Source organism: Pseudomonas sp. KH_024_B2 (genome assembly GCF_057839965.1).
The window spans coordinates 1,306,897-1,322,958 of record NZ_CM174502.1 but is presented as its reverse complement, the minus strand read 5'-3'; the positions used below and the strand labels follow the sequence as shown (position 1 = coordinate 1,322,958).

The window sequence follows — 16,062 nt, the reverse complement described above, 5'->3', positions numbered from 1 at the left end:
CAAGGGCCGCTTCAAAGGCCCAATTTGCATAGCCGACCAAGGAAATCCGAATGGACCGCGTGCGAAATCTTCTGGAAACGATCCAGAAACGCCTCGAAGAATTGAACAAGGCTGAGCGCAAAGTCGCCGAAGTCATCCTGCTCAACCCGCAGCAAGCGACTCGCTTCAGCATTGCCGCACTCGCTCAGGCCGCTTCGGTCAGCGAACCGACGGTCAACCGTTTCTGCCGCTCGTTCGGCGTCAGCGGCTACCCGGAACTCAAACTGCAGCTGGCCCAGAGCCTGGCCAGCGGCGCGGCGTATGTCAGCCGTGCGGTGGAGGCTGACGACAATCCTGAAGCCTACACCCAGAAGATCTTCGGCAGCGCCATCGCGTCGCTGGACAGCGCTTGCCAGGCGCTGGACCCGAACCTGATCAGCCGCGCCGTCGATCTGTTGATTCAGGCCCGGCAGATCCACTTTTTCGGCCTCGGTGCTTCGGCGCCCGTGGCGCTGGATGCACAGCACAAGTTCTTTCGCTTCAACCTGGCCGTCACCGCCCATGCCGACGTGCTGATGCAGCGGATGATTGCTTCGGTCGCTCACACCGGCGAGTTGTTCGTGATCATTTCCTACACCGGCCGCACCCGCGAACTGGTGGAAGTGGCGCGCATCGCCCGGGAGAACGGTGCTTCGGTACTCGGCCTGACCGCCGCTGGCTCGCCCTTGGCCAAGGCCAGCACCCTGAGCCTGAACATTCCGCTGCCGGAAGACACCGACATTTATATGCCGATGACCTCGCGGATCATCCAGCTCACGGTGCTCGACGTGCTGGCCACCGGCATGACCCTGCGCCGTGGCGTGGACTTCCAGCCGCACCTGCGTAAGATCAAGGAAAGTTTGAATGCCAGTCGGTATCCGATTGGGGATGAGTTTAGTTAACTGAGCGCCGATCGTTCCCACGCTCCCGCGTGGGAATTCAGCCCGTGACGCTCCGCGTCACTGGACGCGGAGCGTCCCTAGAGGCATTCCCACGCGGAGCGTGGGAACGATCAACCCCAACCCGCGCCTGCAAACTCAAATGCGCCCTCTCCCCCGGCGCCAGGCTGAGGCTGTCGGTCCCGCCGCTGGCCGCTTCGACGCAGACAAACCCCGAGACCTCACTCCAGCTCACCCCCAGCAGCGGCCGCGCCCCGGGATGCCAGACCACGGTGTCGGCGCTGTCCCCGGTATCGATGCATAACTCGCGCTGCCAGGCGTGATCTTTCAGCTGCAATTCGCCCTCATGCCGGAACACCCGCTGGCAACCGCCCTCTACCCGTAACTCGCCTTCTTGCTGGCAAGCCTGACGACTCAATTGGTCAAAACCCTGCGCTCCGTCGAGCCCAGACAGCGCTACCTCGCCAACGTCGCCAATACGCCAGTAAGCGTGCAAAGCATGGCTCAACTGGCACGGCAGGCTGTCCTGATGTTCAGTGCTCAGGCGCAAGTCCATGTTTTCGCCCAGGTGCGCATGCAGATCCACTTGCCAGTCGCACAGCTGCAATTGCCAGTGCAGGCGCACGCCGTCGTCGTCACTGCGGCTGTCGAGCAACTTCCAGTCGATCAACCGTGCCCAACCATGGGAAGGCCAGGCGTTTTCGCTGGGATGACGGCCATACCACGGCCAGCACACCGGAACACCACCACGAATCGCCCCGACCTGCGGCCACTTCGCCGCACACCAGAGCCAGGGTTTTTGCCCCTGTGGCTGGAAGTGCAACAACTGCGCGCCCTGACGACTGAACACCGCCTGACACAGCGGATGATCGATCACCAGCACATCACGCAACTGATAGCGCTCCCACGCAAACGTCGGGCGCTCGCGCAAGGATTTGAAAAAGCGTTGTAGCGGATGCTCAAGCATGTGCCGCGGTCCTGAAAATCATTTGCCCTACCAGTTGAAATCATTTGTGGCGAGGGAGCTTGCTCCCGCTGGAGCGCGGAGCGCTCCCAAAACCAGACTCTGCGGTTCATCAGTTGGACCGCATTCGCCGAATTTACGACTGCTGCGCAGCCGAGCGGGAGCAAGCTCCCTCGCCACAGGTATTGTGCTCCACTCGTGTTTCCACGGTGACCGCACAATCCCCAAAAAAAAGCGGACAGCCTGGGCCATCCGCAAAATGCGCACATAGAGAGGGAGCTTATCGCAAGAGTGTTAGAACACCGACTGAATTTTCAAACCGGCGACGATCGCGTCGTCGACTTGATTAACACCACCGGGGTGCTTCACGTATTGCAGGTTCGGACGCACGGTCAGCCAGTTGGTGACGTGGAAACCGTAGTTGATCTCGGCGTTGTATTCGGTGTCCTGGATCGGCAGGAAGGTCGGGTTGTCGTAGTCGTCGACACCGTTGACGGCGTTGATCAACTGCCGGTTTTTCTGCGCATCCTCGTTGACGTGGATGCGGGCGATACCGATACCCACGTCGTCTTTCGGACGGGCGTTGAACGGGCCTTTGTAGGTCAGCATGAGCTGCTGATAGTTATCGACGTAGTTAGTTTCTTTGTCATGGAAGGTCGCGTTGGCGGCAATATGCAGGCCGCGGCTCTTGTCACCGTTGTGGTCGGTGAGTTGCTGCTGCGCCACGAACCAGTAGCCAGACTTGCTGCTGTGGCTGCGGTAGGCGGCACCGCTCACTGCTGCATCCTGACCATTGGCATCCTCGCGGACGTCATCGGCCTTGGCAGTGCTTTTGTAGTAACCGACGCGGTACTCGCCGGGCAGGCTGTTGACCTCAGGTGACCAGACCAGTTCGACCGGAATGATGGTGCCCTCGGTGCCGCTGGTGCTGAGTTTGAAGCCGTTGCCGGTTTCCAGCTGCGACGGGTTCTGGTTGTAGGCACCGATCTGCGCGTAGAGCTCAGGGGTGATGTTGTACTTCACACGGACAGCCGCCTGACTGACGGGCCAGTTGTACCAGATGCCGCCGACCCAGTTGCCCACCTGAGAACCGCAGAACGCCAGGTTCTGGAACTCGCACGGGAAGCTGTTGAAGTCTTCGCCTTCACCGAAATAACCGGCCTTGATGTCGAGCTTGCCATCAAAATACTTCTGCTTGACCCACAACTGGGTCAGACGCCAGGTCTGGCCACGGCCCCAGACTTCCTGCGAGGAACTGAGGGTGCCGGCACGCGGATCGCCGATGCGGTCGTTGGAGATGTTTTTGCCGCTACGCTCGGTGATCGCCAGTTTGAACTCGGCATCGTTCCAGCCGAAGATTTTTTCCAGGTCCAGCTTCGCACCAATGGCGAACTGGTCGCTGTAGCGCGCCGTGGTGTCGTCGTTATAACCGCCCTTGAGGTTGGAACCGACTTCGCCCACGTATTCCAGCGTGAAGTCGTAACCGGCCTCGATCAGCCTGGTCCGCTCTCCCCCCCAATCCCCGGTCATCCACTTCGACTCGGAGCTGAACGCCTCGGCAGCATGCACGCTACCGGCCAGACTCATCAGCGCAATCGCTGAGAATTGGCAGATAATCCGGGCGTTGGTGTTCTTCTTTCTCATCCCTACATCCTCGTCTTTATTGTTATTAACTGTTTTTATCTAACGCGGTTTACATCGGTTGCGGCGAGCGACAGGTCGCGCGCCGCGTATCCCCCTGTGGGAGCGAGCTTGCTCGCGAAGGCGGTGTATCAGTCGACATTAGTGTTGAATGTCAGTCCGCATTCGCGAGCAAGCTCGCTCCCACATTTTTTGATCTTCAGCGGCCTATGAATTGCGCGACGTTGGCGCTGTGAGCTTCGGTTTTCGGCAGACCGGCAGCCCCCAGGCGTTCACCGGTCTTGGCGTCGAACAACAGTACTTTGGCTGGATCGAATTGCAGGGTCAGGGTCTCGCCCACCTGCGGCGCGACGTCCGGCGCCAGGCGGCAGCAGACTTTGGTTTCGTTGAGATTGACGAATACCAGGGTGTCCGGACCGGTCGGTTCGGTGACCTGGACTTCGGCACGAATAATCGGCAAACCGTTAGGCTCGCTCGGCGCCAGGACGATCTGTTCCGGGCGCATGCCGAGGATCACTTCACGGTCTTCAAGACCCGCGTCCTGCATGCCCAATGGCAGCTCGCAACGCGCCTGCCCACTGTCGAGCAGCGCCACCAGACGGCCTTCCTTGCGTTGCAAACGCAGCGGGATGAAGTTCATCGGCGGCGAGCCAATGAAGCTGGCGACGAACAAATTGGCCGGGTCGTTGTAGATCTGCTTCGGTGTACCGAATTGCTGAATGATCCCGTCCTTCATCACCGCCACCTTGTCGCCCAGGGTCATGGCTTCGATCTGGTCGTGGGTGACGTAGACCGTGGTGGTTTTCAGGCGCTGGTGCATCAGTTTCATTTCGGTGCGCATCTCGACCCGCAGCTTGGCGTCGAGGTTGGACAGCGGTTCGTCGAACAGATAAATCTTCGGCCGCCGGGCCAGTGCGCGGCCCATGGCCACACGCTGTTGCTGACCACCGGAAAGCTGGCCGGGTTTGCGGTTGAGCAGGTGTTCGATTTGCAGAAGCTTGGCGACGCGAGCGACTTCTTCGTCGATCTCGGCCGCGGGCATTTTGCGGATCTTCAAACCGAAGGCGATGTTGTCGCGCACGCTCATGGTCGGGTACAGCGCGTAGGACTGGAACACCATGGCGATGTCGCGGTCTTTCGGGCTCATGCCGCTGATGTCGGAGTCGTCCACCAGGATCGACCCGCCGCTGATGTTTTCAAGCCCCGCGATGCAGTTCATCAAGGTCGACTTGCCGCAACCGGACGGGCCGACGAGGATCAGGAACTCACCGTCATCGATTTTCAGTTCGATGTTTTTCAGGGTGTCCGGCAAGCCGCTGCCGTAGGTTTTGTTGACGTTGCGTAATTCGAGAGTTGCCATGTTTTACCCCTTGACCGCGCCGGACGTCAGACCACGCAGGAAATACTTGCCAGCGAATATGTAGACCAGCAGTGTCGGCAGCCCGGCGATCATCGCCGCTGCCATATCAACGTTGTATTCCTTGGCCCCGGTGCTGGTGTTGACCAGGTTGTTCAGGGCCACGGTAATCGGCTGGGCATCGCCACTGGCGAACACCACGCCGAACAGGAAGTCGTTCCAGATTTGGGTGAACTGCCAGATCAGGCAGACCATGATGATCGGCACCGACATCGGCAGCAGGATCCGCCCGAAGATGGTGAAGAACCCTGCCCCGTCCAGCCGCGCAGCCTTGACCAGCGCATCCGGAATGCTCACGTAGTAGTTGCGGAAGAACAGCGTGGTGAACGCCAGCCCGTAGACCACGTGCACCAGCACCAGGCCCGTGGTGGTGTTAGCCAGGCCGAGTTTGCCGACGGTGAACGAGGCCGGCAGCAGCACGGTCTGGAACGGCAGGAAGCAGCCGAACAACAGCAGACCGAAGAACAGCTGCGAACCGCGGAAGCGCCACATCGACAGTACGTAGCCGTTCATCGCGCCAATGAACGTGGAGATCAGTACCGCCGGAACGGTGATTTTCACCGAGTTCCAGAAGTAGCCGCCGACCGTGTCCCAGGCCTTGAGCCAGCCGATGCCGTCGATCACTTGCGGCCAGCTCAGGAGGTTGCCGGTGCGGATGTCATCGGGGCTCTTGAAGCTGGTCAGCAGCATCACTACCAACGGAATCAGGTACACCGCCGCCGCCAGCAGCAAGGTGGCGTAGACCGCCACGCGGCTGAGACTCAGGGCCGGTTTGCCGGGCAGGTTATTCATGGCGTTTGCCCCTCAGTTCGGAGTACAGGTACGGCACCAGAATCGCCAGGATCGCGCCGAGCATCATCATTGCGCTGGCCGAACCGATGCCCATCTGGCCGCGGCTGAAGGTGAAGGAATACATGAACATCGCCGGCAGGTCGGAGGAGTAACCCGGGCCACCGGCGGTCATCGCCGCCACCAGGTCGAAGCTCTTGATCGCGATGTGCGCGAGGATCATGAAGGCGCTGAAAAACACCGGACGCAGGCTTGGCAATACGATGCGCAGATAGATGGTCGGCAGGCTCGCACCGTCGACTTGCGCGGCACGAATGATCGACTGATCGACTCCGCGCAGACCGGCCAGAAACATCGCCATGACAAAGCCCGAGGCTTGCCAGACCGCGGCGATCACCAGGCAGTAGACGACGCGATCCTGATCCACCAGCCAGTCCATGCGAAAGCCTTCCCAGCCCCAGTCGCGCAGCATCTTGTCCAGGCCCAGGCCCGGGTTGAGCAGCCACTTCCAGGCGGTACCGGTGACGATCATCGACAGCGCCATCGGGTACAGGTAGATGGTGCGGATGAAGCCTTCCTTGCGAATGCGCTGGTCCAGCAACACCGCGAGAAACACCCCGAGCACCAGGCTGATACCGATGAACATGCCACCGAATACAGCGAGGTTTTTGCTCGCGACCCACCAGCGATCGTTATCCAGCAGGCGCACATATTGCTGCAGACCGACCCACTTGTAGCTCGGCATAAAGCTGGAATTGGTGAAGGACAGAACGAATGTCCAGATTATGTAACCGTAGAAACCGACCAGCACGATCAGCATGCTTGGCGCCAGCACCAACTTGGGTAGCCAACGCTGCAGCGCATCGAACGGTGAGGTTTTGCGCAATACCGCCACAGAGCTCATCGGGAAAGTCCTGTTGAAGGAAGTGAAATCCAGACCGAGCGCCTCCAACAGCATGGGCCAGGGCTCATGCAGTACAGGCAACGGTGAGGGGTTTGCCGCAGGCTTGCCTGCGGCGGGTGCAGGTGTTACATGGCGGCCTTGATCGCTGAGGACATTTGCTTGCCGGCCTTGGCCGGATCAGCATTTTTGTCGCTCATGAAGTTGGTCACCACATCAAAGATCGCGCCTTGTACTGCCAGGCTCGTGGCCATGTTGTGGGCCATGCTCGGCTCAAGCTTGCCGTTCTTGTCCGCTTCGGCGAAGTCCTTCGCCGAAGCCTGGCCACAGGCGTCGAACTTGCTCATGTCCAGGTCATTGCGCACCGGGATCGAACCTTTGTTCTGGTTGAACACGTACTGGAACTCAGGCTCCAGAGCGATCTTGGCCACATCGTTTTGTGCAGCGATATTGCCTGGGGTGTTGTTCTTCGCGGACAGCTTGAACATCGCCAGAGAGTCGATGTTGTAGGTGTAGCTGCCTTGAGTGCCCGGGAACGGAACGCACTGGTAATCCTTGCCGGCGACCTTGCCGGCAGCAGTCCATTCGCTCTTCGCCCAGTCGCCCATGATCTGCATGCCGGCCTTGCCGTTGATGACTTCGGCAGCGGCGATATTCCAGTCACGCCCGGCGCGGTTTTCGTCCATGTAAAGGCCGAGTTTTTTCAGCGCGGTGAAGACTTCGACCATTTTCTCGCCGGTCAGGGTTTTCTCGTCGAGGTCGATCAGCGCTTTCTTGTAGCCATCAGCGCCCATGATGCTCAGCACCAGGCCTTCAAAAATAGTGCTGTCCTGCCAAGGCTGACCGCCGTGGGCCAGCGGGATGAAACCGGCGGCCCTGAGCTTGTCGCCAGCGGCATAGAATTCTTCGAGAGTGGTCGGGGCTTTTTCGATGCCGGCCTTTTTGAAGACTTCAGGGTTGATCCACAACCAGTTGACCCGGTGGATGTTCACCGGCACAGCCACGTAGTGACCGTCGTACTTCATGGTGTCGGAAACGGTCTTGGAGAGCAGCTTGTCCCAGTTGTTCTGGCTGGAGACTTCATCGAGGTTGGTCAGCAGCCCCAGAGCGCCCCACTCTTGCAGGTCAGGGCCTTTGATCTGTGCGGCAGAAGGCGGGTTGCCAGAGACCGCGCGGGTTTTCAGCACGGTCATGGCCGCGGCACCGCCACCACCGGCGACAGCGCTGTCCTTCCATTCATAGCCGTCTTTTTCAACGAGATCTTTCAGGACTTTGACAGCTTTGGCTTCGCCGCCCGAGGTCCACCAGTGCACAACTTCCACCGTACCTTTGGCATCGGCAGCAAGGGCACTGAGGGGAAACAATGAGGCGAGAGAAATGACAGTGGCGAGGCGAGTGATCGCATTCATCTGAAGTACCTTTCTTGTTGTTATGCATGCAAGTCTGGTGCTTGCGCTGCATAGGATTTTAACCAGAGCTTGAGCCTTCGCAGGTAACGAAGGGACGCGCAAATGTCACGATATGGTTACACAGCCGCGTTCCCGGATAACTGCGCCAAGGCCGTGGCCATGCTCGGCGCCAGCGGCAAGCGCGGCAGCAGGACGGCTTGCCAGGCGTGATAGAGATCGGGTTTGCCGGCCCAAATATCGGCACTGGGCCGGTTCTGCGGGTCCAGTTCGTGATGCCAGCTGCCGTTGACCCGGTCGATCAAGCGGCTTTCGCTGAACTCCCAGAAGCACCGATACCAGGTTTCGTAACGCTGCTCCCCGGTGCGCTTGAGCAAGGCACTGGCGGCGGCGCTGGCTTCGCAATGGGTCCAGTGCAAGCGCTGGCGAACCACCGGGCGTTTGTCCCAGTCCAGGGTGTAGACGATGCCCGGTGCGCCATCGACCTCCCAGCCATGAAGGCAATTGTTCTCGAACAGTTTTTGCGCGTCGATCAGCAACCAGCCGGGCGTCAGCATGCCGGCCTGCGCCCGTGCCGCCTCGAGGTGCAAGAGCAGGCGTGACCATTCAAAACCATGGCCCGGCGTCGTGCCATAGGGCCGAAAACCGTCGCCCGGGTTGTTCTGGTTGTACTCGCGCAGCGGCTGCCAGTGACGGTCGAAATGCTCGATGACCATGAACTCGTTGGCTGCAGCATGGGTATGGATCACTCGCTCGACGATGCGCAAGGCGCGGTCCAGCCAGCGGTTGTCCCGGGTGACATCCGCCAGGGCCAGGAAGGCTTCGGTCGCGTGCATATTGCTGTTGGCGCCGCGATAGGCTTCAGTGAAGCTCCAGTCGCGATTGAAGGACTCGCCCATGGCACCCTCCTCCTCGCTCCAGAAATGCTCGTCGATCACTTTGATCGCATCCGCCAGCAAGGCCTGTGCACCCGGGCGCCCGGCGACCACCGCAGAGCTGGCAGCCAGCGCAACAAAGGCATGCAGGTAGGCGGCTTTGTCCGTGTTGCCGTCGCGGTGGAACGGCGCAGCAAACCAGCCACCGTGTTCGCTGTCACGCAGCGGTCCGCTCAGGGCGGCGATGCCGTGGTCGATCAACCCTGAAAACCCGGGAATGCCCTGGATGTGTGCCATGGCAAAGCTGTGGGTCATGCGCGCGGTATTTATGGTGTCGGCTTGGGCATCGGCCGGCAGGCAGCCCAGATAGTCGAGATTGCCGAAACCTTCGGCGACCTTCGAAGCCTTGGCAAATGCCAGCAGGCGCTGGCCTTCGGCGGCGAGCCAGGCGTGGTGGGCAGGTGCGTTCAGCCAGCTGCTGAAGGCTTGCGGGGTGGTGTCCATGGGGAACCTTTTTTTGTTGTTATGACTGAGTTGAGTCTAAACAACAGGAGGAGTGGTGCAGGTAACGAAGGACCGGAGGTATGTCACCGATCAGTGACATAAGGCCAGACTTCATAGTTGTGGTGAATGCCCTGCCGCCATCGCGAGCAAGCTCGCTCCCACAGTGGATCTGCTTTGAACACAAATGCTGTGTCCACTGAAGATCTAATGTGGGAGCGAGCTTGCTCGCGATGAACGATAACGCGGTGGACCTGACGAACCGCTAAGTCAATCCACCGAACGCGGCAAATGCAAGGTCACCCGCAACCCACCCTCACGCAGGTTCTGCAAACTCACTTCCCCGCCATGGCTATGGGCGATATTGCGGGCGATGCCCAGTCCCAGGCCGTACCCCTGCTGCTGACCGGCCAGCCGAAAGTGCGGTTCGAAGCACTGTTCCAGCCGCTGTTCAGGCACCCCCGGCCCTTCATCGTCGACATGCAGGATGAACGCGCTGTCATCGTCGTCGATGTGCAGATGGGCCCGCTTTCCGTACTTCAAGGCATTGTCGATCAGGTTGCCGATGCAACGCTTGAGCGCCAGCGGCTTGCCGGGATAGGTCGCCAGTGCCCGGCCCTGCTGGGTCACTCGACCATTGCCGTTCGGGCTCAGATAGGGCTCGACCAGGCAATCGAGCACATGGTTGAGGTCCACCGGCTCGATGTTTTCGTGAATATCGGTGTCTTTGACGCATTGCAGCGCGCCTTTGACCAGCAACTCCAGTTCATCGAGATCGCGGCCGAACTTGGTTTGCAGCTGTTCGTCTTCCAGCAGTTCGACCCGCAGTCGCAGGCGGGTAATCGGCGTGCGCAAGTCATGGGAAATGGCGCTGAACAACTGGCTGCGCTCGGTCAGGTAGCGGCTGATGCGCTCACGCATGGCGTTGAAAGCACGACCCACCTCGACCACTTCGCTGCCACCACCCTCCGCCACCGGCTCGACTTCGGCGCCCAACGACATGTCCCGCGCAGCCCGCGCCAGGCGTTTGAGCGGCCGGCTTTGCCAGTGCACCAGCAGGCCGATGAACAGCAGCAAAAAGCCGCTGGTCAGCAGAATGAACCAGACCTGCTGCGAGGGCAGTCCTTGCTCTTCGAGGCTGGTGTAGGGTTCGGGCAGCAGCGAGGCGATGTACAGCCATTCGCCCGGGGCCAGCTGGATCTGGGTGACCAGCACCGGCGGATTGACCGGCTCCAGCGTCAACGCGTAATGGGCCCAGGAGCGCGGCAACTCATCGAGCTTCAAACCACCATTGAAGATCCGCAGGTCATCGGCGCTGACGAACTGCACCGAGATATCGGCATCATTGCCCAGGGACTGGCGCAGCACCTCCTCCACCGCCTTGAGCACCGCTTGCTTGCGGGGTGTCGGTGGCAGCACTTCCATCCCCAACGGTTTGTCGTTGAGGGTCACGACGAAACGTGTGCCGCCCATGCTGCGCAACTGGTCGAGGACCAACGGCCGGTAAGCCACCGGCAAGGACCGGAAGTAACTGACGCTGGCAGTCATCGAATGGGCCAGGCTGCGGGCGCTGGTGACCAGTCCTTCAAGCTGGGTAGCACGCAATTGCGACACCCAGATCACACTCGACAGCGCCTGCGCGAACAGCACAGCCAGCAACGTCAGCAGCAGCATTCGCCCAAGCAACGAACGCGGCACGGGCACGCGCCGGGCGATCCTGGTGAAAAACTCAGTGACCATTGCCGACAACCACATTCGCCGCCAATTGATAACCGCTGCCGCGTACCGTGCGGATCAGGCGTGGCGGTTTGTCGGTATCGCGCAAACGCTGGCGCAAGCGGCTGACCGCCATGTCGACGATACGGTCCAGCGGCATCAGATCGCGGCCGCGGGTGGCGTTGCCGATGGTGTCGCGGTCGAGGATTTCCTGGGGGTGATCGAGGAACAGTTTCAGCAAGGCGAAATCGGCGCCGGACAAAATCACTTCTTCGCCGTCAGTATGAAACAAACGATGGCTGACCATATCCAGTCGCCATTCATCAAAGGACAACACTTCGCCGCCGGAGCGTTCCTGGCCGAACTGGGCCCGACGCAGCAAGGCCTTGATCCGCGCCTGTAATTCACGAGGGCTGAAGGGTTTGCCAAGGTAGTCGTCGGCCCCCAGCTCCAGACCGATGACCCGGTCAGCTTCGTCGGAACTGGCAGTGAGCATGATGATCGGCACATGAGCCTGACGCGGGTGCTGGCGAATCCAGCGACACAGACTGAAGCCGTCTTCGTCCGGCAGCATCACATCGAGAATCACCAGATCGCTCGGTGCCTCGTTCAAGGCCTGGCGAAACCCCGCACCGTCGGGCGTGGTCCGCACCTGAAAGCCGGCACGGCTGAGGTAGGTGTCGAGCAACTCGCGTATCTCTTGATCGTCATCGACCAACAAAATCGACTTGTTGACTGAGCTCACGGGGGTCGTCCTTGTTGTTATGGATGAAGCGGATTATGCCTTATGGATCAAAAATATTTTTTGTCTGTGAGGGCCTCTTCGCGGGCAAGCCCGCTCCCACAAGGTTTGCATTGTACCTGTGGGAGCGGGCTTGCCCGCGAATGAGGCGACTCGGTTTCAGCTAGGCAACCGCCTGCTCCAGCGCCACGCCCGCGCCGGTCAGGCCGGAATACGGCGCGGTCACCAGCCACACCGGAATGCCTTTGAAGTAATCGCTCATGCAGCCCTTGTCGGCAAAGCAACGAGCAAAACCACTCTCAAGAAAGAAGTCGGCAAACCGCGGGATCACGCCACCGACGATATACACCCCGCCACGCGCGCCGGTGGTCAGCACGTTGTTGCCGGCGACGCGGCCGAGCCAGCAGCAGAACTGCTCCAGCACTTCCAGCGCAATCGGATCACCCGCCAACCCGGCAGCGGTGATCGCTTCCGGGGTATCGAGGACCGGCTCATGCCCGTCCACCGCGCAAATCGCTCGATAGACCCGTGGCAAGCCGCTGCCGCTGAGCGCAGTTTCCGCGCTGACATGGCCGATCTCACTGTAGATGTGTTGCCACAACTGGGTTTCCCGCAGGCTACTCGACGGCAAGTCGACGTGCCCGCCTTCACCCGGTAGCGCCATCCAGCGACCTTCGCCCAGATCCAGCAAAGTGCCGACACCCAAACCAGTCCCGGGACCAATCACCACCGCCGGGCGCAACGGCTCGGCAGTCCCTTCGCAGACCACGCGATACTCACCCGGCTGCAAGCGCGTCATGCCCAGCGCCATGGCCGAGAAATCGTTGACCAACAGCAGCTGGTCGACCTGCAGGGTCTGGCAGAAGGCTTTGCGACTCAGCCGCCAGTGATTGTTGGTGAAGCGAAATTCGTCCCCCCCCACGGGACCGGCCACCGACAGGCATACCGATCCGATCGAACCGAGGGGCAAGCCCAGCCCGCTCAGATAGACACCAATGGCCTCTTCCGGGCTGGCGTGGTCTGCCGTCGCCAGCACCTGGACCGACTCCAGCTGCTGGTCTTTCCACAACGCAAAACGCGCATTGGTTCCACCAATGTCACCGACCAGCGCTAGCTTCACTTAAGGGTCTCCAGGGCAGAGGTAAAGGCGCTGGCGCCCTGCTCTGCCGAGCTGAAGGCCATGCGCATGAAACCGAACAATTCACGACCGCAGCCAATGCCGTTGTCCAGCAGACCTTTGGCCGGCTCGCGCGCTGCAAATTCATCGGCGTCCACCATAAGCTGCAAGGTGCCTTTGACGCCATCGACACGGATGATATCGCCATCGAGCACCCGCGCCAGTGCGCCGCCGACAAAGGCTTCGGGACTGACGTGGATCGCCGCCGGGATCTTCCCGGAAGCACCGGACATACGCCCGTCGGTGACCAGCGCGACCTTGAAGCCACGGTCCTGCAACACGCCGAGGAACGGGGTCATCTTGTGCAGCTCCGGCATGCCGTTGGAACGCGGCCCCTGGAAGCGCATCACCGCGACAAAATCCTTCTCCAGCAGACCCGCCTTGAACGCATCGGCCAGGTCCTGCTGATCCTGGAACACCATCGCCGGTGCTTCGACGATCTGATGCTCTGGTGCAACCGCCGAGACCTTCATCACGCCGCGACCGAGGTTGCCTTCCATCACCCGCAGGCCGCCCTCTGGCGAGAACGCCCGAGCCACCGGCCGCAAGATGTTTTCATCGAGGCTTTCGATCGGGCCTTCACGCCAGACCAGTTCACCGTTCTCGAGGAACGGCTCCTGGGTGTAGCGGCTCAGGCCATGGCCGGCCACGGTGTTGACGTTTTCGTGGAGCAGACCGGCTTCGAGCAGTTCGCGGATCAGGAACGACATGCCGCCCGCGGCCTGGAAGTGGTTGATGTCGGCTTTGCCGTTCGGGTAGACGTGGGACAGGGTCGGCACCACCTCGGAGAGGTCGGCCATGTCCTGCCAGGTCAGTTGAATCCCCGCCGCCATGGCGATGGCCGGCATGTGCAGGGTGTGGTTGGTCGAGCCGCCAGTGGCGTGCAGGGCAACGATGGAGTTGACCAGTGAACGCTCATCGACGATCTCGCCCAGCGGCGTGAAATTGCCGTTTTGTTTGGTCAGGCGGGTGATCTGGTGCGCGGCTTCGCGGGTCAGGGCATCGCGCAGCGGGGTGTTCGGGTTGACGAACGAAGCGCCCGGCAAGTGCAGGCCCATGACTTCCATCAGCAACTGATTGGTGTTGGCGGTGCCGTAGAAGGTGCAGGTGCCGGGGCTGTGGTAGGACTTCATCTCCGATTCCAGCAGCTCTTCGCGGCTGCACTTGCCTTCGGCATAGCGCTGGCGGACGTCGGCTTTTTCCTTGTTGGAAATCCCCGAGACCATCGGCCCGCCCGGGATAAAAATCGTCGGCAAGTGACCGAAGCGCAGTGCGCCCATCAGCAGGCCCGGCACGATCTTGTCGCAGATACCGAGCATGATCGCCGCATCGAACATGTTGTGGGACAGCGCCACGGCCGTCGACAGCGCGATCACTTCGCGGCTGGCAATACCCAGTTCCATGCCCGGCTCGCCTTGGGTCACGCCGTCACACATGGCCGGCACGCCACCGGCGAACTGGCCGACCGAACCGATCTCGCGCAGTGCCTGTTTGATTTGTTCCGGGTAGTGCTCGTACGGCTGATGCGCCGAGAGCATGTCGTTATATGACGAAACTATTGCCACGTTGGCGGCATTCATCATCCGCAGGGTTTTTTTGTCTTCAGCGCCACAACCCGCCACGCCGTGAGCGAAGTTGGCGCATTGCAGCCTGGCGCGTTGCGGGCCATCGCTGGCGGCACCGCGAATCAGTGCGAGGTAAGCCTCACGAGTAGCGCGACTGCGGGCAATAAGCCGTTCGGTGACCTCAAGGACGCGGGGATGCATGTGTAGAACTCCAGGCTAACGGATGTGGCGACCTGATTGTCTATGCTGATCGAAGCCGCCCGCACGAGAGGTTGGCAGAGTTTTTTCGATCATCCGGACCAGTTGATTCAGGTCACTCGTTGTAGATAAAACAAAATATTGCCACTAAAAAGGCTTGTTTTCTATTTTTTTACGAATAATCTTGTTATTCCAACAACAAAACGACGACAGGCGCCTTTTCAAATGACTCTACGAATTGCAATCAATGGCTTTGGCCGTATCGGCCGTAACGTCCTGCGAGCACTCTATACCCAAGGTTACCGTCAGGATCTGCAGATCGTCGCCATCAACGATCTGGGGGACAGCGCGATGAATGCGCACCTGCTCAAGTACGACACTGTCCACGGCACCTTCGATGCCGATGTGCAGCACGATCGGGAAAGCCTGACCGTCAATGGTGATCGTATCGCGGTCAGCGCCATCCGCAACCCGGCCGAGCTGCCATGGTCTGCCGAGAAGATCGACGTGGTCTTCGAATGCACCGGTCTGTTCACCGACCGTGCCAAAGCCGCCGCACATATTACTGCCGGCGCACGCAAAGTGATTATCTCGGCACCGGCCAAAGGCGCCGATGCCACCGTGGTCTACGGGGTCAACCACGACATTCTGCGCCAATCGCACCAGATCATTTCCAACGCGTCGTGCACCACCAACTGCCTGGCTCCCGTGGCCCAGGTGCTGCACCGCGAACTGGGCATCGAAAGCGGTTTGATGACCACCATCCACGCCTTCACCAACGACCAGCATCTGACCGACGTCTATCACGTCGACCCGTATCGTGCGCGTTCGGCCACCCAGAACATGATCCCGAGCAAGACCGGCGCCGCAGAAGCGGTAGGCCTGGTGCTGCCGGAACTGGCGGGCAAACTGACCGGCATGTCGGTGCGGGTGCCGGTGATCAATGTGTCGCTGGTGGACCTGACCGTGCAGCTCAAGCGCGAAGCGACGGCCGATGAGGTCAACGCCCTGCTCAAGGAAGCCAGTCAGCACTCGAAAATCCTTGGCTACAACACCCTGCCGCTGGTCTCCAGCGACTTCAACCACAACCCGCTGTCGTCGATTTTCGATGCCAACCACACCAAGGTCAGCGGCAAGCTGCTCAAGGTGCTGGCCTGGTATGACAACGAATGGGGTTTCTCCAACCGCATGCTCGATAACTGCCTGGCGCTCTGTAACGCAGAATAAGGCGGATCACCTGTGGAACAACAACC

At 60.5% G+C, this 16,062-nt stretch carries 12 protein-coding genes and 1 pseudogene; 2 read left to right on the top strand and 11 right to left on the bottom strand.

Features of this window, described 5'->3' with window-relative positions:
- The first annotated feature begins 59 nt into the window (after nt 1-59).
- A complete protein-coding gene (locus tag AC3I0A_RS06205) occupies nt 60-920 on the top strand; it encodes a MurR/RpiR family transcriptional regulator (protein ID WP_191624367.1) in 861 nt (286 codons plus the stop codon).
- 115 nt (nt 921-1,035) lie between these two features.
- On the opposite strand, the pseudogene AC3I0A_RS06200 reads toward AC3I0A_RS06205, so the two are convergent.
- The 11 genes and pseudogenes from AC3I0A_RS06200 to edd all read right to left on the bottom strand — a co-directional run.
- Nucleotides 1,036-1,884 (bottom strand): annotated as a pseudogene (locus AC3I0A_RS06200) (D-hexose-6-phosphate mutarotase); the annotation flags it as partial.
- A 291-nt stretch (nt 1,885-2,175) separates the two neighbouring features.
- Nucleotides 2,176-3,525, bottom strand: coding sequence for a carbohydrate porin (locus AC3I0A_RS06195; protein ID WP_489376753.1), 1,350 nt, complete (start codon nt 3,523-3,525; stop codon nt 2,176-2,178).
- A gap of 196 nt (nt 3,526-3,721) precedes the next feature.
- Nucleotides 3,722-4,882 carry an ABC transporter ATP-binding protein gene (locus tag AC3I0A_RS06190; RefSeq protein ID WP_489376752.1) on the bottom strand — a complete coding sequence of 387 codons (1,161 nt, stop codon included), beginning with the start codon at nt 4,880-4,882 and terminating at the stop codon, nt 3,722-3,724.
- Between the two features lie 3 nt (nt 4,883-4,885).
- Entirely contained in the window at nt 4,886-5,731 is an 846-nt protein-coding gene (locus AC3I0A_RS06185) for a carbohydrate ABC transporter permease (protein WP_489376751.1), read from the bottom strand.
- On the bottom strand, nt 5,724-6,632 hold the full coding sequence (locus AC3I0A_RS06180; protein ID WP_489378435.1) for a carbohydrate ABC transporter permease: 909 nt from the start codon (nt 6,630-6,632) through the stop codon (nt 5,724-5,726). Before AC3I0A_RS06180 ends, AC3I0A_RS06185 begins: the two co-directional genes overlap by 8 nt.
- A 125-nt stretch (nt 6,633-6,757) precedes the next feature.
- Entirely contained in the window at nt 6,758-8,038 is a 1,281-nt protein-coding gene (locus AC3I0A_RS06175) for an ABC transporter substrate-binding protein (protein WP_489376750.1), read from the bottom strand.
- A 116-nt stretch (nt 8,039-8,154) separates the two neighbouring features.
- Entirely contained in the window at nt 8,155-9,414 is a 1,260-nt protein-coding gene (locus tag AC3I0A_RS06170; protein ID WP_489376749.1) for a D-mannose isomerase, read from the bottom strand.
- A 267-nt stretch (nt 9,415-9,681) separates the two neighbouring features.
- Nucleotides 9,682-11,151, bottom strand: coding sequence for an ATP-binding protein (locus AC3I0A_RS06165; protein ID WP_489376747.1), 1,470 nt, complete (start codon nt 11,149-11,151; stop codon nt 9,682-9,684).
- Nucleotides 11,141-11,872 carry a response regulator gene (locus tag AC3I0A_RS06160; RefSeq protein ID WP_489376746.1) on the bottom strand — a complete coding sequence of 244 codons (732 nt, stop codon included), beginning with the start codon at nt 11,870-11,872 and terminating at the stop codon, nt 11,141-11,143. Before AC3I0A_RS06160 ends, AC3I0A_RS06165 begins: the two co-directional genes overlap by 11 nt.
- A 160-nt stretch (nt 11,873-12,032) precedes the next feature.
- Nucleotides 12,033-12,989: a glucokinase gene (locus AC3I0A_RS06155; RefSeq protein ID WP_489376745.1), complete on the bottom strand. Its 957-nt coding sequence runs from the start codon at nt 12,987-12,989 to the stop codon at nt 12,033-12,035.
- A complete protein-coding gene (gene edd / locus AC3I0A_RS06150; RefSeq protein ID WP_489376744.1) occupies nt 12,986-14,812 on the bottom strand; it encodes a phosphogluconate dehydratase in 1,827 nt (608 codons plus the stop codon). The genes AC3I0A_RS06155 and edd overlap by 4 nt, the downstream gene beginning before the upstream one ends.
- 222 nt (nt 14,813-15,034) lie before the next feature.
- On the opposite strand from edd, the gene gap reads away from it, so the two are divergent.
- The gene (gap, locus tag AC3I0A_RS06145) at nt 15,035-16,036 is read left to right on the top strand and encodes a type I glyceraldehyde-3-phosphate dehydrogenase (protein ID WP_489376743.1); all 1,002 of its coding nucleotides are present in this window, start codon (nt 15,035-15,037) and stop codon (nt 16,034-16,036) included.
- Nucleotides 16,037-16,062 lie beyond the last annotated feature (26 nt).

What these genes read in the sequence shown, in the direction of transcription:
- AC3I0A_RS06195 (WP_489376753.1), bottom strand. Translation starts at nt 3,525, where the DNA reads ATGAGAAAGAAGAACACCAACGCCCGGATTATCTGCCAATTCTCAGCG.
- AC3I0A_RS06190 (WP_489376752.1), bottom strand. Translation starts at nt 4,882, where the DNA reads ATGGCAACTCTCGAATTACGCAACGTCAACAAAACCTACGGCAGCGGC.
- AC3I0A_RS06185 (WP_489376751.1), bottom strand. Translation starts at nt 5,731, where the DNA reads ATGAATAACCTGCCCGGCAAACCGGCCCTGAGTCTCAGCCGCGTGGCG.
- AC3I0A_RS06180 (WP_489378435.1), bottom strand. Translation starts at nt 6,632, where the DNA reads ATGAGCTCTGTGGCGGTATTGCGCAAAACCTCACCGTTCGATGCGCTG.
- AC3I0A_RS06175 (WP_489376750.1), bottom strand. Translation starts at nt 8,038, where the DNA reads ATGAATGCGATCACTCGCCTCGCCACTGTCATTTCTCTCGCCTCATTG.
- AC3I0A_RS06170 (WP_489376749.1), bottom strand. Translation starts at nt 9,414, where the DNA reads ATGGACACCACCCCGCAAGCCTTCAGCAGCTGGCTGAACGCACCTGCC.
- AC3I0A_RS06165 (WP_489376747.1), bottom strand. Translation starts at nt 11,151, where the DNA reads ATGGTCACTGAGTTTTTCACCAGGATCGCCCGGCGCGTGCCCGTGCCG.
- edd (WP_489376744.1), bottom strand. Translation starts at nt 14,812, where the DNA reads ATGCATCCCCGCGTCCTTGAGGTCACCGAACGGCTTATTGCCCGCAGT.
- gap (WP_489376743.1), top strand. Translation starts at nt 15,035, where the DNA reads ATGACTCTACGAATTGCAATCAATGGCTTTGGCCGTATCGGCCGTAAC.